The following is an 18,354-nucleotide window of genomic DNA, read 5'->3' as shown; positions in this document are numbered from 1 at the left end:
CCTCCACCCCGCAGTTACGAGGGAGACATGAAGTTCCAAGGAGTGCTGTTCTTCCCGGTCACCCCGTTCGACACGAACGGAGATCTCGACGAGGACCGGCTCGCCCAGCACGTCGAGGCAGGCGTCGCCGCCGGAGCGGGTGGCGTCTTCGTCGCCTGCGGCACCGGCGAGTTCCACGCCCTGTCTCCGGACGAGATCGAGCGCGCGACCCGGATCGCGGTGACCACGACCGCGGGCCGCGTACCCGTCCTCGCGGCCGCGGGCGGCCCGGTGCCCGTCGCCGCCGACCAGGCCGCCCGCATCGAACGGGCGGGCGCCGACGGCATCCTGCTCCTGCCGCCCTACCTGGTGAGCGCACCCCAACAGGGCCTCGTGAGATACGTACGGGAGGTCACCGCCGCCACCGAACTGCCCGTCGTCTTCTACCAGCGCGGCTCCGCCCGTCTCACCGGTGAGACGGCCGCCGAGATCGCCGGCCTGCCCGGTGTCGTCGGACTAAAGGACGGCATCGGCGACATCGAGCGGATGCACCGCATCGTGCGGGCCGTACGGGCCGTGCCGGGCACCGAGGACTTCCAGTTCTTCAACGGCCTGCCCACCGCCGAGATGACCGCGCCCGCCTACCGCGGCATCGGTGTCGGGCTCTACTCGTCGGCGGTGTTCGCCTTCGCCCCGGAGATCGCCCTCGCCTTCCACCGGGCCCTCGACGAGGGAGACGAGACACTGGTCGGCACGCTCCTCGACGAGTTCTACGGACCCCTCGTCCAACTCCGCGACGAGGTACCCGGATACGCGGTGTCGCTGGTCAAGGCCGGCGTCACGATCCGGGGCCTGGACGTCGGCGGCGTCCGGGCACCCCTGCTCGACCCCACGCCGGAGCACCTCGCCCGGCTGACGAAAATCATCGCCCACGGCCTGGAGGCAGTCCGCGCATGACCACCCCCGACAGTCGCATCCGTGAACTGATCGTCACGCCGATCGCCTTCCGCGACCCGCCGCTCCTCAACTCCAGCGGCGTGCACGAGCCCCTCGCCCTGCGGCTGATCCTCCAACTCGTCCTGGAGGACGGCACGGTGGGCCTCGGCGAGTCGACCGGGGGTGACATCCGCCTCGAACGGCTGGCAGCTGCCGCGCAGGCGGTCGTCGGCATGGACGTCTTCGACACCACCGCCGTCGCGGCCGCGATCGACTCCGTCCTGCTGCCCACCGTGCCCAGTTCCCACGAGCGCGGCTGGACCACCTCCGCCGTGGAGGTCGCCTGTCTGGACGCCCAGGGCAAGCTCCTCGGGCGCCCGGTCAGCGACCTGCTGGGCGGCAGCGTCCGTGACGCCGTGCCCTTCGCCGCGTACCTCTTCTACAAGTGGGCCGAACACCCGGCGCTCGACGGCAATCCGGCCGTCGGCGACGAGTGGGGCGAGGCCCTCGACCCGGCGGGCATCGTCGAGCAGGCCCGGCTGATGCAACAGCGGTACGGATTCAGCTCGTTCAAGCTCAAGGGCGGTGTCTTCCCGCCCGACGAGGAGATCGCCGCGATGAAGGCCCTCGCCGAGGCCTTCCCGGGGCAGCCGCTGCGGCTCGACCCCAACACGGCCTGGACGGTGGAGACTTCGCAGTACGTGGCGCGGGAGCTGGACGGCTTCCTGGAGTACTTGGAGGATCCCACCCCCACGATCCCCGGCATGGCCGAGGTCGCGAAGACCTCACCCATGCCGCTGGCCACCAACATGTGCGTGGTCGCCTGGGAGCACCTGAAGCCGGCCGTCGAGCAGGACGCCATCCAGGTCCTCCTCACCGACCACCACTACTGGGGCGGGCTGCGCCGCACCCGTGAACTCGCCGCCGTCTGCGAGGCGTTCGGCATCGGTCTGTCCATGCACTCCAACTCCCACCTCGGTATCAGCCTCGCCGCCATGACCCATGTGGCCGCCGTGATCCCGAACCTCGACACCTCCTGCGACACCCACTACCCGTGGAACTACGCGGACGACGTCATCGTCCCCGGCGCCCTGGAACTGCGGGACGGCGCGGTCAAGGTCCCCACGGGCCCCGGCCTCGGCGTCGAACTCGACCACGACGCCCTGGAACGGCTCCACCGGGTCTATCTCGACTCGGGCATGAAGGGCCGCGACGACACCGGATACATGCGGCGCGTCCACCCCGAGTACGAGCTCAAGCTTCCTCGGTGGTGACGCCGGCGCGCCGATGAGGCCGCGCTGACATCGGCGCCCATGAGACCGCGCCGACACGGGCGCCCGTACGCCACTGCTGTGGCGCGGGCGCCCGTAGTGCTGTGGTGGCCGGGACGCCTGTGAAGCCGTGTGGCACCGGCACCCGCAAACTATCGAAACAGAAAGCGCTGTCACGCGTCTCGACAACCGTTTGCCCCCGCCTCATTCTTCAACCAGGTTGTGGCATGAGCGCGACAGGAGACCTCCATGATGAAGCGCAGATCGCTGCTGGCGGCGGCGGGTGGCACACTGCTGGGCAGTGCGCTGGCGACGGGTACCGCCCGCGCCGACGCGACCGTCGCAGTCAACCCCGGTACCAGCTACGGGCGTTGGGAGGGATGGGGGACCTCGCTCGCGTGGTGGGCCAACGTGTTCGGCGCGCGGGACGACTTCGCCGACATCTTCTTCACCACCAAGTCCGTGGCGTACGGCGGCAGGACGCTGCCGGGCCTCGGCATGAACATCGCCCGCTACAACCTGGGCGCGTGCAGCCCGAACAGCGTGGGCGGCCAGTCCATGGTCGCCTCGCCCAACATCCCGGCCTTCAAGCAGATCGAGGGCTACTGGCAGGACTGGAACAACGAGGACCCCACCTCCTCCGCCTGGGACTGGACGGCGGACGCCAACCAGCGCGCCGCCCTGGTGAAGGCCGTCCAACGGGGCGCCGTCACCGAACTGTTCGCCAACTCGCCCATGTGGTGGATGTGCAGCAACCACAACCCGTCGGGCGCGTCCGGCGGCGGCAACAACCTCCAGTCCTGGAACTACCGGCAGCACGCCTCCCACCTGGCGGCCGTCGCCCTGCGCGCGAAGAACAACTGGGGCGTGAACTTCGCGACCGTCGACCCGTTCAACGAGCCCTCGTCGTCCTGGTGGACCGCCACCGGCACCCAGGAGGGCTGCCACATGGACGCCGCCGTCCAGGCCGCCGTCCTCCCGTACATGCGCAGTGAACTCGACACGCGGGGCCTGTCCGGCATCAGGATCTCCGCCTCCGACGAGACGAGCTACGACCTGGCCCGTACGACCTGGAACTCCTTCGGGGCGTCGACGAAAGCACTGGTCAGCCAGGTCAACGTGCACGGCTACCAGGGTTCGGGCGGCCGCCGGGACCTCCTCCACACGGACGTCGTGACGACCGCCGGCAAGAAGCTCTGGAACTCCGAGACCGGTGACAGCGACGGCACCGGTCTCACCCTGGCGAGCAACCTGTGCCTGGACTTCCGCTGGCTGCACCCGACCGCCTGGGTCTACTGGCAGGTGATGGACCCCTCGACGGGCTGGGCGATGATCGCGTACAACGCGAGCACCCTGCAGCCGACCACCGTCCAGACCAAGTACTACGTGATGGCCCAGTTCAGCCGCCACATCCGCCCTGGGATGACCATCCTCGACACCGGCGTGGGCTACGCGGTCGCCGCCCACGACGCCACGCAGAAGCGCCTGGTCGTCGTGGCCGTCAACTCCGGTGCCGCGCAGACGCTCACCTTCGACCTGTCCCGCTTCGCCCAGGTCACGGGCGGCAGCGGCGGGCTCGTACGGCGCTGGAACACGCTCACCTCAGGCAGCGGCGACCTCTACACGGCACGCTCGGACACCTACCTCAACGGCAAGAGCCTGAGCGTGCCGTTCGCCGCCGCCTCGGTGCAGACCTTCGAGATCGACGGTGTCACCGTGTGAGGGCAGCTCCGCCCGCGCCGGTGACCTTCAGGTCGCGCATCCGCCCGGTGTTGTCGAACGAGCCGAAGCCCACCCGGCCGGAGGAGAGCGTGGTGTCGACGGCGGTCATCAGGGGCTGTTTCGAGCCGTCGAGGTAGACCGCGATCTCACCGGTGCCGGGGCAGTGCACCACCCGCACCTTGTGCCAGGCCGAGTCGGTGACGGCCGGTGGCGCACCGGTGGTGCCGTTCCACTGGTCCTCCAGGCGCAGCCGGTCGGCGTCGTTGACGACGAAGATCCCGTTGTGCGGATAGATGGTGTTGTCGGTCGACAGGTGCGCGTAGTAGAACTTCGTGTCCGACTGGTGGCCGAAGACGATGATCACGTCCCGGTTGGTGATCTCGACGGGTGTGTCGAGACGGACCTGTGCGTCGATCCGTACGGAGCCGAAGGCCGGGGGACCCGCGGTGAGCACGGCGTACTCGAAGGGACGTCGGGGACCGGGGCGGGCGGCCCCGGCCTCGGCGAGGATCGCCTCACGCCCGGGGAACCGCCACTTGGACGGGGTGACCGGGGCCCAGTTCCGTCCGGCCATGACGTTGGTGACCTTCGTGCCGCCGGTGTCGCAGGAGGCGAACTTCCGGGTGCCGGTCACCTTCCAGATCCTGCCGTTGGCCTTGGAGAGCAGATAGAGCCCGCCGTCGGCGTCCTGCCCGAAGCGCAGGTCGACCCGGTCGTCCCCGGCCAGGTCCTGCAGGGTCACCCGGGTGCCGCTCTCGTCGTACAGCATCAGGTCGTACAGCTTGGCCAGGTCCGTGCCACCCCGGCGCATGTCCTTGGTGTCGGCGTAGAGGAGCCTGCCGTCGACGAGGTCGCCGAAGACGTACTTGCCGTACAGCTCGGGCAGGTCGCGGTCGCGGAGGACGAAGCCGCCGACGATCGCCCGTCCGACGTCGGAGGTGCAGTTCCAGTCGGCGGGCGGGTCGTGGTCGTAGGCGGCGACGGGATACGTGTAGCCGTACTTCTCGTCGTCGGCGGGCAGCGGCTGGATCTTGGCGCAGGGATCGGTTGCGGCCTTGTCGAAGACGAAGGCGCCCTCGCGTTCGCTCCAGCCGAGGTTGTCGCCGGCCCTCACCTCGTACACGGCCTCTATGGCGTGCTCACCTATGTGGCCGAGGTACATACGGTTGCGGCCGCCGGAGTCCCAGCTGAACCGGTGCGGGTCGCGCATGCCGTACGCGTAGATCTCGCCGAGGGCACCGGCGGTGCCGACGAAGGGGTTGCGGGACGGGATGCCGTACTTGCCGTTGGCGCTGTCGCTGCCCCGCGGATCGATGCGCAGGATCTTGCCGTGCGGCACGGCCAGGCTCTGCGGTTCGCCGTTCCTGGCACCCTGGCCGCCGTCGCCGACGGCGAGATAGAGCAGCCCGTAGTCCTTGTCGTGGGGCCGGGCGGTGGGGTTGAAGTCGATCTGCTGGATGCCGTGGACGCGGCCCGTGAAGCCGATGCGGAGGACCTCGCGGCGAGTGCCCTTGAAGGTGTCGGCGGAGGGGTCGTCGGCCGTCCACTCGGTGACGACGCCGTGGTACACCGTGTTCGACGCCTGCCGCATGTCGGGCACGACGGTGGTGGCGGAGGCCAGCTCGGTGTGGACGGTGTAGAAGCGGCCGTTCTTCTTGAAGCGGGGGTCGAACGTGGCGAACCCGAAGCCCATGCCGAGACCCTGGCTGCCGAAGAACGCGGGGGAGAAGGTGCCGGCGACGTCGAGATAGACGCGCGGGGTGCCGTTCTCGACGAGATACAGCTTGCCGTTGAGGTCCGGCACGGCCATCCGGCCCGAACCGTCGGGGAGTTCGCTCAGGTAGTTGATACGGGCGTGCCGCATCAGACGCGGATCGGTGACGGGACCGTCCGGCGGCACGCTCTTCGGGAAGGCGGCGAACTCCTCGACGGTCAGCCCGATGCCGGAGGTGGTGGGCCGCTCGGGGATCGGGTCGGTGATCGGTTCGGCCGCGTGGGCCGTGGCGCCGGGCAGGGCGACGAGGACGGACAGCAACAGGGCGAGAACGAGTAACGGTGTCAGGACGATGGGCCTGTGGCTGGGCCCGAGTCTGGGTCTGGTGCCGGGGGATCCGGTCATGGCTGTCACTCCTCTGCTGCCTTGTGCGTGACCAGTCGGTACTGCGCTCGGACCAGCGCGGCGTCCACCGCACGGTCGAGGAACATCAGGCTGTCCATACGGCAGTTGCAGGGATTGCCCTCCCGGGTGTTCTGCGGGAAGCTGCCGCCGATCTTGATGCCTCGCGGGTCGGTGGCCGAGGTGCGGTGCGGGCCCGGGCCCGAGAGGTCCCAGGGGTCGCCGGGCACGGTGTAGAAGCCGTCCAGCGGCCTGCCGTTGCGGTAGAGAGCCATCTCACCGCTGTCGAAGTCGAAGGTCGCGGCGAGGAAGACCCACTTGCCGGGCGGCAGCAGGGTCCGCCAGTCCTGGGAGGCCGCGAAGGTCTGGGAGGCGGCCCCGTCGATCCGCCGGCCCAGGGCGACCAGCCGGAGTTCGCCGTTCACGTTGATGAGTTCCAGCAGGGCGCGCACACCATGTCCGTCGGAGTCGCCGGAGAGCACTCCGGCAAGGCCGATCGCGCCGTAGAGGTCGTCGGGGGCGGCCGTGTTGGTGTTGGGGCTCGGGTTCTGCCCGGTCATCCTGAACCACCCCATGACGGTGGTCCCGCGCACCGCGTTGAAGGCGTTCAGCGTCGGCACGCCGGACGCGGAGTACACGCCCGCCTTCCAGTCGTCGTTGCCCGCGGCCGCCGGGTCGGTCTGCCGCACCTGGAGCGAGGTCCGGCTGCCGTGGTGTGCGCCGTCCGGCGCCCGCATCCGGGCGCCGCCGCCCACCAGGTCGATGTCGGTGCCGGAGAAACCCCGGTCGCGTTCGCGGGCCGGATTGCCGCGTACCGGGTGCTCGAAGTCGTAGTGGGCGGCGAGGTGGGGTCTGAGTCCGGGGTGCACGGTGGGTGGTGGCCGGTGGTGGCCGCTCGCCCCGGCCGGGGCCGCGGCGAGAGCCGTGAGAACTGTCAGGAGAACGGCGAGGGCCGCTCCCGCGTACCGTCTGCGTTTGACCATGTCGCTCGCTCCTTTGCGAGGCGTGTCATGACATCGATGTCCTTGCCTGGCATCGCGGGTCCCCGCCGGGTCACCTCTTGGGCGCGGCCGGTGGCTGAGCCGGCCTGCCCCCGAGGTAGAGCTCGCCGAGCTGTGGATCGGCGAGCAACTCCCTTGCCGGACCCGAGATATGGACCCGTCCGAGGTCGAGTACGCAGCCGATGTCGGCGGTCTCAAGGGCGCGGCGGGCGTTCTGCTCGACCAGCAGTACGGCCGTGCCCGCCTCCCGCATCCGCACGATCTGCTCGAAGACCACGCCCGTCGTCTTCGGGTCGAGCCCCATGGACGGCTCGTCGAGCAGCACCACCCGGGGCCTGACCATCAGCGAGCGGGCGAACTCCACCTGCTTCTGCTGGCCGCCGGAGAGCAGCCCGGCCAGGCTCGTCCAGCGTTCGGCGACGAGCGGGAAGAGGTCGCGTACGAAGTCGGCGCGCTCGGCGACGACCGCCTTGTCCTTGATGGTGTAGCCGCCGAGGAGGACGTTCTCGGCGACCGTCATCTCCCGGAAGACGCTGTGTCCCTGGAGGACATGGGCGACTCCCGCGGCGAGCAGTTGCTGCGGCCCGCGGCCGGTGACGTCCACGCCGTCGACCAGGACCCGGCCGGAGCGCGGCGCGAGCAGACCGCTGGCCACCTTCAGCACGGTGGACTTGCCGGCGCCGTTCGGGCCGACCAGGCACACCACGGCTCCGGCGGGCACCCGGACCGTCAGACCGCGCAGCACCAGGGCCGCCCGTCCGTATCCGGCGCGGATGTCGTCGAGTTCGAGAAGGAATCCGGAGTCGGAGTGCGAGGAGGGGCCGGAGCCGGAGGGGGACGGGGAGACAGTGGAGGAGCCGGAGTCAGACGCCAAGGTAGGCCCCCAGGACTCGTTCGTCGGACTGGATCACCGAGGGCGGGCCCTCCGCGATCGGCCGCCCGCGGTCGAAGACGACGATGTGGTCGCTGAGGGACATGACCAGGTCCATGTTGTGCTCGACGATCAGGAACGTCCTTCCCTCGGCGTTGAGTTCGCGCACCAGGTCGCAGATGCGGTCGATCAGCGCCGGGTTGACCCCGCCCGCCGGTTCGTCGAGCAGGATCAGGTCGGGCTCGCTCATCAGGACGCCCGCGAGTTCCAGCAGCTTCTGCTGCCCCCAGGACAGGTTCCGTGCCTCCGCCCTCTCCAGGTGGTCGATGCCCATGCGGGTCAGCCAGTACCGGGCCCGTTCCGTCTCCTCCCGCTTGCGGGCACCGGCGAGCTGGGCCAGGAGGTTCGGCGGGCGTACGGCGACGAGCAGGTTGTCCAGGACCGTCATCCGCGGGAAGACACGGCAGAGCTGGAAGGAGCGGCCGATCCCCGCCCGGGCGATGCGGTGCGGCGGCTTGGCGGTGATGTCCCGGCCCCGGTACGTCGTGCGGCCCGCGTCGGGACGGATCATGCCGGTGACGCAGTTGAAGTACGTGGTCTTGCCGGAGCCGTTCGGTCCGATCAGGGAGTTGACCTTGCCGTGCCGGAAGGACACGGTGGCCCCGTCCAGGGCGGCGACCCCGCCGAAGGTCTTGGTGAGTCCGACGGTCGCCAGGCTCTGCTCACCCTCGTCCGCGCTCACTGCCTCACCTCTCTTTTCCCGTCTCTCTTCCCGTCAGGTCTTTTCCCGTCCGGCCGGTGGTCCGGCCGGACGTCCGCCTCGCGCTCGTCGCGCTCGTCGCGCAGTTCGGCCGCGGTGAGTTCGCGGATCGACGTCTCGCCGGTCCCCCGGACGCGGGCGATCAATGCGGTGGCCGCAGGGATGACCCCGTCCGGCATGAACATCACGACGACACCCAGCAACAGGCCCGCGAAGACCAGGTGCAGCGGCGTGTCCCCGTACTCGAGCTTGGAGTACTCAAGGCCGTACCCGACGATCACGGCCCCGAGCAGCGGCCCGTACAGATGCCGTACGCCCCCGAGGAGCGCCATCAGGACCATGTAGGCCCCGCTCAGGATCGAGAACTGGAAGACGGGGTCGAGGTCGCCGAACCACAGCCCGTAGAGCCCTCCCGCCAGAGCGGTGAAGGCCGCCGAGACCACGAAGACGACGAGCTTGTACGTGTAGGTGGGGGTGCCCAGCGACTGGGCCTTGTCCTCGTCCTCGCGGATCGCCTTGAGGCCCATGCCGAACCGGGAGCGGTCGATGATCCACCAGGCAAGCAGCGCCAGCGCCAGCAGCCCGAGGAACAGGAAGTAGAAGATCTCGTGGTGCTCGGAGCGCAGCTTGCCGGGGAACGGCCGCGGGACCACCAGACCGCGCGAGCCGCCGGTGAACGAGGCCCAGCTCTGGAAGACCAGCAGCATGATCAGCACGAGTGCGATCGAGACGATGACGAAGGACGCGCCGCGTACCCGCAGCGCGGCGTAGCCGACGGGTATCGCGAGCACGGCGACCAGGGCGGCCGCGACGAACAGCGCGACGAAGGACGGCAGTTCGCCCTTGGTGACGAGCAGCCCGGTCGCGTAGGCGCCGAGCCCGGCGAACGCGCCGTGCCCCAGGGAGATGTAGCCGGTGAAACCGCCGACGAAGTTCCAGGAGGTGGAGAGCACCGCGAAGTTGAGGATGGCGATGCCCACGGTCAGTTCGTACGGGCTGGGGGCCATGGACGGGAAGGACAGCGCGACGGCGATACCGGCGAGCAGTGCTCCGAGTCGCAGGAACCTGCCGGTGTGGCGCGGGCGTTCAGAATCTCTGGGCAAGCCGACCCCCGAAGAATCCCTGCGGCCGGACGGCCAACGTGGCGAAGAGCGCGACATAGAACACCGTCTGTGCCCAGGTCGTGCTGAGTTCCAGTTGCAGCAGGCTCTGTGTGAGACCGAGGGCCATGGCGGCGATCGCCGCGCCCGGCACGCTGCCGAGGCCGCCGACCACGATGATCGCCATCAGCGGGCCGATCCAGTGCCAGTGCAGCGACGGATAGATGGTCGAGTCGAGCGAGAGCGCCGTACCGCCGACCGCCGCCGTGGCGAGCCCGAGCCCGAAGCCGTACCCGGCGATCCGGTCGGTGTCGATGCCGACCAGCGCGGCGGCCTCCCGGTGCTGGATCGTCGCCCGCAGCGCCTGGCCGAACCTGCTGTGCCGCATCAGGAGATACAGCCCGAGCAGGGCGGCGGCCGCCAGGCCGAACGCGATGAGCTTGACCACGGCTACGCGCGCGCCGAAGAACTCCAGGCTCGCGGAGGAGTAGTTGAGCCGGATCCGGCGCTGGGTGCCGGAGAAGGCGTACCCGAGAAGCCCTTCGATGACGAGGGCGACGGAGAAGGTCAGGAGTACCGACATCATGGTCAGCGTCGCCGGGCGCAGCCGGGTCAGGAGCAGCCGTTGCATGGCCACACCCGCGACGAAGAACAGCGGCACGGTGACGAGCAGGGTGAGCAGCGGGTCGACACCGGTCTCCCGGTGGGCGTACCAGGCGAGGTAGGCGGCGAGGATCAGGAACGCGGAGTGGGCGATCATCACGACGCGCATGACGCCGAAGTAGAGGGTCAGGCCGGCCGCCAGGAGGGCGTAGAGCCCTCCCAGCAGCACGCCTAGGACGATGCTCTGGAAGACGAGGCTCGCGGAGGGCACGCAGGCATCACCACTTCGGCTTGGGGTGGACCAGGTCGGCTTCCTTCTGTTCCTCGGGCAGGACGATCTGGATCTCGCCGTCCACCCACTGCTGGATCATGTGCGCGCTCTGCGGGCGCCCCTTGTCGTCCCACTTGAGAGGGCCGACGACCGTCTCCACCTCGTTGCCGCGCAGCCACTTCACGAGCTTCTGCTGGCACTCCTCGTCCTGGGAGGCGCACTTGGCCGCCTCGACGGCCGCGGCGACGACCTGTCCCGTGGTGTAGGCGTTGGCCTCGTCCTCCTCAGGGGCCTTGCCGAACTGCTCGGTGTACTTCTCGACGAACTCCTTGTTGCTCGGGTAGTCCGCGTGCTGGGTGTAGCCGGTCGGCGCGAGGATGCCCTCGGTCTTGTTGCCGATGGCTTTGGCGAACTCCGGTTCGGTGGGGGCGGTGGAGAAGGCGGCCATCTTCGGCTGGTAGTTCAGCTGTTGGAGAGCGACGATCAGGTTCACCCCGTCCTGGTACTGCGAGCCGCCCACCACCATGTCGGCCTTGGAGGAGGCGATCTGCGCGGCGATCGAGCCGAAGTCGGTGGTGTTGGGCGGGTAGACCTCGTCGACGATGGTCTTGATACCGCCCTTCTCCAGCTTGTCCTTGAGCCCGTACGCCGTTCCCTGGGCGAAGGGGTCGTCCATCGCGGCGTACGCCACGGACTTGGGCCGCTCCGCCTCGGGCAGCGCCAGGATGTATTCGGCGAGGTGGTTGTAGTGGTCGTTGGCGACCGCCGGGGCCGCGTAGAAGAGGTTCTTGAAGCCCTGGTCGAAGACCTCCGGGGCCGCTCCGGCCGGCTCGACGAAGAGCAGGCCGTACTCCTCCGCCACCCGGGCCGAGGGCACCACGAGGCGGGTGGAGAACGGTCCGAAGACCAGGTCGACCTGGTCCCTGCCGATCAGTTGCTCGTAGTCGGAGACCACGCGGTCGGCGTTCGACTGGTCGTCGAGGATCTTCAACTCGACCTTGCGGCCGAGCAGTCCGCCATTGTCGTTGATGATCTTCGCCCATGCCTTGTAGCCGCGCTGCACACCCTTGCCGGGTTCCGAGAAGTCCCCGGTGAGCGGGAGCGAGACACCGATGGTGATGGGGTCGTCGGGTGAATCCTCCGAGCCGCCACCCGAGCCGCAACCGGCGGCAGTGAGTGCCGTGGCGGACGCGAGGGCGGCAACTCTCCATGAAAGGCGCTGTGTTGTGCTCATCGCTGGACTCCCCTGTCCGCAGGCACTCTCTTCGCCGTTCGAAAGCGCTTTCGCGAGCGCTTGCGTACTATGTAAGCCACGTCACATGAGTTGAGACAAGCGTCGTGCACGGACCGATTGACAAGGCCCTGTTCGGAGGCGGTGACGAATGCCAAGGCCCCGTTCACGACTGCGGCTCGCCGATGTGGCCGAGCGCGCGGGAGTTTCACTGACCACGGCGTCCCGGGCGCTCGCCGGACGCGACGGGGTGCGCGAGGAGGTGGCCGAGCGGGTCCGCCGCATCTCGCGGGAGCTCGGCTATGTCGCCAATCCCCATGCGCGCACCCTGGCGGGCGGTACCGCGTCGACGGTGGGGCTGATCGTCCATCAGATCGACGACCCGTACTTCTCGGAGATCGCGGGCGGGGTCGTGCAGGTGGCGGGCGAACGCGATCTGATCGTCCAGATCTGCCACTCCGGCCGGAATCCGCAGAACGAACTGCGTCAGATCCGCCATCTGATCGCCCAGCGTGTCGGCGTCATCATCATCGCGGGCTCCGGGTACGTCGATCCCCGGATGGAGGCCGAGTCCAGGGCCGAGCTGTCCGCCTTCCAGGACGCCGGCGGGCGGCTCACGGTGATCGGCCGTCACTTCCTCAACGCGGACGCGGTGCGGCCCGACAACAAGGAGGGGGCGGAGACCGTCACCGGCCATCTGCTGTCGCTCGGGCACCGCCGGATCGCGGTGGCGGCGGGGGAGATGCTGCTGTCCACGGTCGCCGACCGGTTCGCGGGGGTGACGGCGGCGTTGGAAGGAGCCGGACTGTCCTCGGACGAACTGCCGTTGGCGCAGGCCGAGTTCACCCGGGACGGCGGGCGCGACGCGGCCGAGCGGATCCTGCGCGACCACCCGGACACCACCGCGATCGTCGCTCTCAACGACGCCATGGCCATCGGCGTCCTGTCCGCACTCCGCGCCCACGGCGTACCGGTCCCGCACCGGATGTCGGTCGCCGGATTCGACGACGTGTCGTTCGCGGCGGACCTCGCCCCCGGCCTCACCACCGTGCGGCTTCCCCTCGCCGAAATGGGCCGGCAGGCCCTCGCGATGGCTCTCAGGCCGCCCGCCTCCCGGCCCCGCCGGAAATCCACCGGCCATGTGCTGGTGGTACGCGACTCCACGGGGCCCGCGCCCTCGCGGTGAGGCCCGGGCGGGCTCGCGGTGTCCGGACGCCGCACCGTCGAACCACTGTCGCGTGTCGAGGCACTGTCTCGTATTGAGACACCCACGCCGTGGACGGCTGGATCATGATCATGAGTGGCTCACGTCCCGGTTCGCCGTGCCCGTGTCCGTGCGGCCCACGGGCCTGCCGGGTGCGTGGGAGGGCGTCGAGCCGTGGCTAGCAACGGAATTGAGAAGACAGGTGAACATCATGGCCCTCGGGCTGCTTCGGCGTCGGCGTTCCAAGGACGCCTCCGCCGCCGCGTCGGGCCTCACGCTGCCCCTGCCGCCCGGCGCGGGCGCGGTCGGCTGCGAGGTCGCGGACCCCATGGGGCAGCCCATGGGCGGCGCCGACGTCACGATCACCGCGCTCGACTCGCATCGCGTCGCGGCCCGCGGTACCACCGACCCGTACGGCTTCTTCATGGCCGTGCTGCCGCCGGGCGGCTACAGCATGATGGTCATGGCCGAGGGGCTCTCCCCGGTCCGCGAGACCGTCGAGATCGTCGCCGGCGTCACCCTCCCCACCCTGTACGCCCGCCTGGAACCGGCCCGTCAGCTCGACCTGCCGCCGACCGGCACCTGGCTCTTCGACCCGCCCCACACGGCGATCCGCTTCATCGCCAAGCACGTCGGGATGGCCCATGTGCACGGCCGCTTCGAGCGTTTCGACGGCGGCATCCAGATCGTCGAGGACATCACCGAGTCCCGGGTCCACGTCCGGATCGACGCGGCGAGCATCACGACCGGCAACACGACCCGTGACAACCACCTCCGGTCGGCGGACTTCCTGGACGTCAAGCGGTTCCCCTTCATCGACTTCCACAGCACGCGGTTCGCCTACCGCGGCGGCAGCAAGTGGATCCTGCAGGGTTCGCTGACGATGCACGGGGTGAGCCGCTCGGTGGCCCTGGACACGACGTACCTCGGCATGGTGAACGGCGGTTACGGCGAGGAACTGCGCTGCGCGGCCCTGGCCAAGGCCGAACTGCACCGCGAGGACTACACACTGAACTGGCGGAACATGCTGGCGCGGGGCATCGCGGTGGTCGGTCCGACGATCCAGCTCGAACTGGACGTCCAGGCGATGTACCGCACGCACGACACACCCACTCCGCCGGAGTAGCGCGGCCTCCCCGGACTCACCGGCCGATCGAGTTGAGGGCGTCGAGCAGCCGGGGACTCGCCGGGGAGCCCTCGTCGGGCGGCCCGGCCGTGCGATGCAGTTCGCCGTCGACGATCTCGTAGTGCCCGATGGCCTCGATCGGCGGCGAGTAGACGTGGACGGTCACGGCGCCGGCGTCGTGGTCCATCCGGTGGACGCCCGAACCCGGGAACGAGAACGACTCCCCGGGCCCGTACCGGCGGGCGCGACGCGGGCCGCCCACCGGCAGCCCCTCCTGCCAGGCGGCGCCCTCGATCACATGCACGCCGACGCAGGACCCCTGGTGGTCGTGGTAGCCGGTGTCGCGCGCCTGCCACCAAGTGTTCAGCCACGCCTCGGAGTTGGCGTTCCGCCACAGCAGCAGATACGAGCCGGGGCCGGAGCGGTCGAGCGCGGCGGTGTCGACGAACGCCGCCGCGCGGCGGGCCCGGTCCGCACACTCCTCGGGCCGGAACGGCCGGTCGGACGCGCCGAGTTCGGCGAGCGCGGCCGTGTCGATCGGGGTCGGGTTCATGGTCATCCCCCTGGTGCCGATTGGGTGTTGGACGACGGTCATGGGTGGCCGTCGGGCGCGGTCAGTCCTCTCCGGTGAGCAGGCGGCGTGGATTGGTGATGCGGAAGGCGTACGCGGTTGCCCCGCCCAGACCGAAGCCGGGCTGCTGCGGCGGTTCCGCGTAGGGCCGGTCCGAGCCCATCACGACGACGTCGGTACCGAGGACACGGACGACCGAGTCGACGGCACGCGGACCGTACGAGGACGTCTCGACGAACACGTCGGGATCGACCGCCGAGCGCCCCTCGTCCCCGCCACGGGCGGCGAAACGCTCCCCGTGCAGCGGGGCGAGCCCGGCCAGCAGCGCGAAGCACACCCGCAGCCGGGGATGACGAGGCCTGCCGAACGCCCGGAAGGCGAACCACGCGGAGTGCATCTGCTGCACGTACGGCACCATCGCGGGCCACCAGCCGGGCCCGGGAGACGTGCCGGGCGCCGGGCCCGGGTGGACGAACAGCGGGAGGCCGCGCGCTTCGAGCAGATCCAGCAGCGGGGCGCAGCGCGCGTACCCCGCCTCGTCGGTGAGGGCGTTCGCCGGGAGCTGGAGCCCGGCGAACCCCCGGTCGAGGTCCGCGGCGGTCGCGTCGGCGTCGATGTCCCGGACGCAGGCGGCGGCCCACGCCCCGAACGGTTCGGGCAGTCCTGCCGCGTCCTCGTGGTAGGCGGCGAGCAGCGGGCGGGCCTCTTCGGACGGCAGCCACTCCACGCCGAGCGGGGCGGACATCGAGACGAGCGCCCTGCCGAGCCCGTCGGCGGCGGCCAGTTCGGCACGCGCGGCGACGTCGTGCTGGGCGGCCGGGACCTCGTACGGCGGCTCGCCGGCGGTGTGCAGGGTCCAGCCGTCCAGGAACGGCGGCTCGTCACGCGCTCGGAGGGCCGCGAGGAACGAGGCGGTCCACAGATGCTGGTGTACGTCGACGTTGGTCACGAAGGTCCTTCCACCAAAGCGTGCAGAGCGCTTCGTACCTCGTCGGAGTCCAGGACGTCCCGGCTCACCAGGTCCACGTCCGCTCCGCAGGGCCGGTCGTCGTCCAGGCGCGGGACCAGCTCGCGGATCGCGCGGTGCAGGAGACCGGGTCCCCGTCCCATGGTGACCGGGGCGGCCAGGTCCACGGCCTGTGCCGCGGCCAGGGCCTCGACGGCGAGCAGCTGCCGCAGCCTGACCAGCATCGTCGTCAGCCGTCGAGCCCCGAGCGCCGCGTTGGTCGAGTCGTCCTCGACCGCGTCCGCGCCATGCCGGGGGTCGGTGCACACGGGTGCGGACAGGGCACGGATCTCGGCGACGAGCGCCTGCGCCGTCTTGGCCAGCGGCGCGAAGCCCGAACGCTCCGGACCGTACGGCGAGAGGTTCGCGGGGAGTCCGCTGACAGCGGGATCGAGCAACCGCCGCATGCGCTCGGCCGAGATCGCCGCGGTCTGCGTCAGTGCCAGCGCGACGGTGTCGAAGCCGAGGGCCAGGGCCGGGGTGTGGAAGTTGCCGGAGGAGAGGATCTCCCCGGTGTCGGCCAGGACCACAGGGTTGTCGCCGCAGCCGTTGAGCTCCGGTTCCAGCGCGGCCCGGGCGAAGTCCAGGGCGGCGTGCAGCGCCCCGTGCACCTGGGCGGCGCAGCGCAGGCTCACGGGGTCCTGGACGCGCCTCGCGTGCCGGGGATCAGTGAGCTGGCCGCCGTCCAGCAGCGCGAGCAGTTCGCCCGCCGCGCGGGCCTGGCCGGGGGCCGGACGCAGGCCCAGTACGCGGGTGTCGAGCGGGCTGGTGTTCGCCCGGAACCCCTCGAAGGTGAGCGCGGTGACCGCCTGGGCGAGGGTGAGGACGGCGGCCGCCTCGTGGAGGGCGAGGGCGCCGACGCCGGCCGCCAGCGGGCTCGCGCTGCAGAGCACATGCCCGTCCTTCGGCCCCAGTTCGGCGGGGGCCAGCCCGGCCCGGCGCAGTGCCCGCGCACCGTCGAGCACCTCACCGGAGACCTCGGCACGGCCCTCGCCGATGACGACCAGGCCGACATGGGCCATCTGACACAGGTCGGAGGCGCCGATCGACCCCACCTCGGGGATCACCGGGTGCACCCGTGAGTTGAGCATGGAGACCAGCAGCGGCACGATCTCCGGCCGCACTCCGCTGCCACCGCCCGCGACGCCGTTCACCCGGGCGAGCAGGGCGGCGCGTACGACGGGGACCGGCAGCGGATCGCCCACCGCGTTGGCCCGTCCCCGTACCGTGCGCACGCTGAACTCGCCGAGTTCGGTCCGCGGCAGCGCGTACGACGACCGGCTGCCGAGGCCCGTCGTCAGGCCGTACGTCGGCACCTCGCGGTCGACCACGTCGTCGACGACCGCGCGGTCGCGCTCCAGCCGGGGCAGGACCTCCTCGGCCAGGGCGACCCGGGCGCCGCGGAGGGCGACGGCGGCGACGTCTTCGCAGGTGAGGGCGCGCCCGTCGAGGACCACGGCGTCAGCGGCGGCGGGCGGGGTAGGAGCGGGAGACGTACCGGTCATGAGAACCGCAGGTTCTGTCCGAGGCCACGCTCTTCGGCCTTCTTGAGCATGGCCGCGCCCAGCGCGATGTCGGACAACGAGAGGCCGCGATGCCAGAACAGGATGGTCTCGTCGTCGTGCTCACGGCCGGGCTTGTCGCCGACGACGATCTCGCACAGCTCGCCGTGCAGGGTCTCCTCGCTGAGCCGCCCCGACTCGACATGGGCGCGGAGGGCACCGAACGGCCCGGACCGGCACTGGCCCCAGTCGTCGACGACGACCTTGTCCATGATGTCGGTGAGGGAGAGTTCGACCGCGCTCATCGTTCCGTACGGTACGACAAGAGCTCCCGGCGCGATCCACTCCGTCCTCAGCAAGGGCTCGGGCCTTTCCAGCCGGGACGCCTCCACGACGATGTCCGCGCCCTCGACGCACGACTTCCAGTCGTCGGTGACGATCACGGGCTTGCCGAGGTCGCGCTCAAGGCGCTCGGCGAAGGCCTCGCGGCTCTCCGGGCGGCGCGAGTGGACCCGTATCTCGTCGAAGCCGAAGATCCGGTCGAGCAGGCGGACGTTCCAGTACGAGGTGGCGCGGGCGCCGATGTGACCGAGCACCTTGGAGCCGGGGCGGGCCAGGTGCCGCGCCCCGAGCGCGGTGAGCGCGCCGGTGCGCATCTCGGTGATCGCGGTGGCGTCGACCACTGCCACCGGCATGCCCGTACGTGGGTCGAAGAGGTTGAGCAGCGCCATCTCGGACGGCAGCCCGGCCTTGTAGTTGCCGACGTAGTCGCCCACAATCTTGACTCCGGCCAGCCCCAGTGGCGCGATGTAGCCGCGCAGGACGTTGAAGTGGCCGTTGAACGAGGGATCGGGCGTGAGGTGGACCCGTGGTTCGATGACCGTTTCCCCGCGGCCCTGAGCACGCAGCCCCTGCTCGACGGCGTCGAGCACCTCGGTGTCGTCAAGTTCGAGCTGTTCGATGTCCGAGCCGTTCAGGAACGTGAACCAGACCGGGTCAAACGCCTGCATTTCGGGCGCCCTTTCACTTTCTTCGGACGAACGTAACGTGCCGTTTACAAAAGGGGATTGACTGTAATTCAGCC

The 18,354-nt window shown here is 70.2% G+C and carries 16 protein-coding genes; 5 read left to right on the top strand and 11 right to left on the bottom strand.

Features of this window, described 5'->3' with window-relative positions; genetic code table 11:
- The first annotated feature begins 27 nt into the window (after window positions 1-27).
- The 3 genes from OG718_RS11940 to OG718_RS11930 all read left to right on the top strand — a co-directional run bounded on the left by OG718_RS11940 (window position 28) and on the right by OG718_RS11930 (window position 3,908).
- A complete protein-coding gene (locus OG718_RS11940) occupies window positions 28-936 on the top strand; it encodes a 5-dehydro-4-deoxyglucarate dehydratase (RefSeq protein WP_328844103.1) in 909 nt (302 codons plus the stop codon).
- Entirely contained in the window at window positions 933-2,189 is a 1,257-nt protein-coding gene (locus OG718_RS11935) for a glucarate dehydratase family protein (RefSeq protein WP_328844102.1), read from the top strand. Before OG718_RS11940 ends, OG718_RS11935 begins: the two co-directional genes overlap by 4 nt.
- Before the next feature lie 246 nt (window positions 2,190-2,435).
- Window positions 2,436-3,908 (top strand): glycoside hydrolase, encoded by a 1,473-nt coding sequence (locus OG718_RS11930; protein WP_143634511.1) that lies wholly within the window; start codon window positions 2,436-2,438, stop codon window positions 3,906-3,908.
- Here the strand turns inward: OG718_RS11930 and OG718_RS11925 are convergent.
- The 7 genes from OG718_RS11925 to OG718_RS11895 all read right to left on the bottom strand — a co-directional run bounded on the left by OG718_RS11925 (window position 3,898) and on the right by OG718_RS11895 (window position 11,864).
- Entirely contained in the window at window positions 3,898-6,027 is a 2,130-nt protein-coding gene (locus tag OG718_RS11925) for a PQQ-dependent sugar dehydrogenase (RefSeq protein ID WP_328844101.1), read from the bottom strand. The genes OG718_RS11930 and OG718_RS11925 overlap by 11 nt on opposite strands.
- A 5-nt stretch (window positions 6,028-6,032) precedes the next feature.
- Window positions 6,033-7,007 (bottom strand): hypothetical protein, encoded by a 975-nt coding sequence (locus OG718_RS11920; RefSeq protein ID WP_328844100.1) that lies wholly within the window; start codon window positions 7,005-7,007, stop codon window positions 6,033-6,035.
- Window positions 7,008-7,077: 70 nt separating this feature from the next.
- Window positions 7,078-7,899: an ABC transporter ATP-binding protein gene (locus OG718_RS11915; RefSeq protein WP_143634516.1), complete on the bottom strand. Its 822-nt coding sequence runs from the start codon at window positions 7,897-7,899 to the stop codon at window positions 7,078-7,080.
- Window positions 7,889-8,638: an ABC transporter ATP-binding protein gene (locus tag OG718_RS11910; protein ID WP_328844099.1), complete on the bottom strand. Its 750-nt coding sequence runs from the start codon at window positions 8,636-8,638 to the stop codon at window positions 7,889-7,891. The genes OG718_RS11915 and OG718_RS11910 overlap by 11 nt, the downstream gene beginning before the upstream one ends.
- Window positions 8,635-9,759 carry a branched-chain amino acid ABC transporter permease gene (locus tag OG718_RS11905; protein WP_328844098.1) on the bottom strand — a complete coding sequence of 375 codons (1,125 nt, stop codon included), beginning with the start codon at window positions 9,757-9,759 and terminating at the stop codon, window positions 8,635-8,637. Before OG718_RS11905 ends, OG718_RS11910 begins: the two co-directional genes overlap by 4 nt.
- Window positions 9,743-10,630: a branched-chain amino acid ABC transporter permease gene (locus tag OG718_RS11900; protein ID WP_328844097.1), complete on the bottom strand. Its 888-nt coding sequence runs from the start codon at window positions 10,628-10,630 to the stop codon at window positions 9,743-9,745. Before OG718_RS11900 ends, OG718_RS11905 begins: the two co-directional genes overlap by 17 nt.
- A 7-nt stretch (window positions 10,631-10,637) precedes the next feature.
- Window positions 10,638-11,864, bottom strand: a complete 1,227-nt coding sequence (locus tag OG718_RS11895; protein ID WP_328844096.1) for an amino acid ABC transporter substrate-binding protein — start codon at window positions 11,862-11,864, stop codon at window positions 10,638-10,640.
- A gap of 148 nt (window positions 11,865-12,012) precedes the next feature.
- Between OG718_RS11895 and OG718_RS11890 the strand changes: the two genes are divergently transcribed.
- Both OG718_RS11890 and OG718_RS11885 read left to right on the top strand, forming a co-directional pair.
- Window positions 12,013-13,047, top strand: coding sequence for a LacI family DNA-binding transcriptional regulator (locus OG718_RS11890; protein WP_143634527.1), 1,035 nt, complete (start codon window positions 12,013-12,015; stop codon window positions 13,045-13,047).
- A gap of 229 nt (window positions 13,048-13,276) precedes the next feature.
- A complete protein-coding gene (locus OG718_RS11885; protein ID WP_143634529.1) occupies window positions 13,277-14,191 on the top strand; it encodes a YceI family protein in 915 nt (304 codons plus the stop codon).
- 16 nt (window positions 14,192-14,207) lie between these two features.
- Here OG718_RS11885 and OG718_RS11880 read toward each other — a convergent pair whose 3' ends face one another.
- The 4 genes from OG718_RS11880 to OG718_RS11865 form a co-directional block, all read right to left on the bottom strand.
- Window positions 14,208-14,744 carry a hypothetical protein gene (locus OG718_RS11880; RefSeq protein ID WP_186001076.1) on the bottom strand — a complete coding sequence of 179 codons (537 nt, stop codon included), beginning with the start codon at window positions 14,742-14,744 and terminating at the stop codon, window positions 14,208-14,210.
- A 61-nt stretch (window positions 14,745-14,805) separates the two neighbouring features.
- A complete protein-coding gene (locus OG718_RS11875) occupies window positions 14,806-15,711 on the bottom strand; it encodes an amidohydrolase family protein (protein WP_143634533.1) in 906 nt (301 codons plus the stop codon).
- A complete protein-coding gene (locus tag OG718_RS11870; RefSeq protein WP_143634535.1) occupies window positions 15,708-17,273 on the bottom strand; it encodes an HAL/PAL/TAL family ammonia-lyase in 1,566 nt (521 codons plus the stop codon). The genes OG718_RS11875 and OG718_RS11870 overlap by 4 nt, the downstream gene beginning before the upstream one ends.
- Window positions 17,270-18,280 carry an ornithine cyclodeaminase family protein gene (locus OG718_RS11865; RefSeq protein WP_328844095.1) on the bottom strand — a complete coding sequence of 337 codons (1,011 nt, stop codon included), beginning with the start codon at window positions 18,278-18,280 and terminating at the stop codon, window positions 17,270-17,272. The genes OG718_RS11870 and OG718_RS11865 overlap by 4 nt, the downstream gene beginning before the upstream one ends.
- Between the last annotated feature and the right edge of the window lie 74 nt (window positions 18,281-18,354).

This window comes from Streptomyces sp. NBC_00258 (assembly GCF_036182465.1).
Classification (GTDB): Bacteria; Actinomycetota; Actinomycetes; order Streptomycetales; family Streptomycetaceae; genus Streptomyces.
The sequence above is the reverse complement of the archived record's forward strand: the minus strand, read 5'-3'. Positions and strand labels throughout refer to the sequence as shown.

What these genes read in the sequence shown, in the direction of transcription:
- OG718_RS11935 (WP_328844102.1), top strand. Translation starts at nt 933, where the DNA reads ATGACCACCCCCGACAGTCGCATCCGTGAACTGATCGTCACGCCGATC.
- OG718_RS11865 (WP_328844095.1), bottom strand. Translation starts at nt 18,280, where the DNA reads ATGCAGGCGTTTGACCCGGTCTGGTTCACGTTCCTGAACGGCTCGGAC.
- OG718_RS11880 (WP_186001076.1), bottom strand. Translation starts at nt 14,744, where the DNA reads ATGAACCCGACCCCGATCGACACGGCCGCGCTCGCCGAACTCGGCGCG.
- OG718_RS11890 (WP_143634527.1), top strand. Translation starts at nt 12,013, where the DNA reads ATGCCAAGGCCCCGTTCACGACTGCGGCTCGCCGATGTGGCCGAGCGC.
- OG718_RS11870 (WP_143634535.1), bottom strand. Translation starts at nt 17,273, where the DNA reads ATGACCGGTACGTCTCCCGCTCCTACCCCGCCCGCCGCCGCTGACGCC.
- OG718_RS11925 (WP_328844101.1), bottom strand. Translation starts at nt 6,027, where the DNA reads ATGACCGGATCCCCCGGCACCAGACCCAGACTCGGGCCCAGCCACAGG.
- OG718_RS11940 (WP_328844103.1), top strand. Translation starts at nt 28, where the DNA reads ATGAAGTTCCAAGGAGTGCTGTTCTTCCCGGTCACCCCGTTCGACACG.
- OG718_RS11930 (WP_143634511.1), top strand. Translation starts at nt 2,436, where the DNA reads ATGATGAAGCGCAGATCGCTGCTGGCGGCGGCGGGTGGCACACTGCTG.
- OG718_RS11885 (WP_143634529.1), top strand. Translation starts at nt 13,277, where the DNA reads ATGGCCCTCGGGCTGCTTCGGCGTCGGCGTTCCAAGGACGCCTCCGCC.
- OG718_RS11895 (WP_328844096.1), bottom strand. Translation starts at nt 11,864, where the DNA reads ATGAGCACAACACAGCGCCTTTCATGGAGAGTTGCCGCCCTCGCGTCC.
- OG718_RS11920 (WP_328844100.1), bottom strand. Translation starts at nt 7,007, where the DNA reads ATGGTCAAACGCAGACGGTACGCGGGAGCGGCCCTCGCCGTTCTCCTG.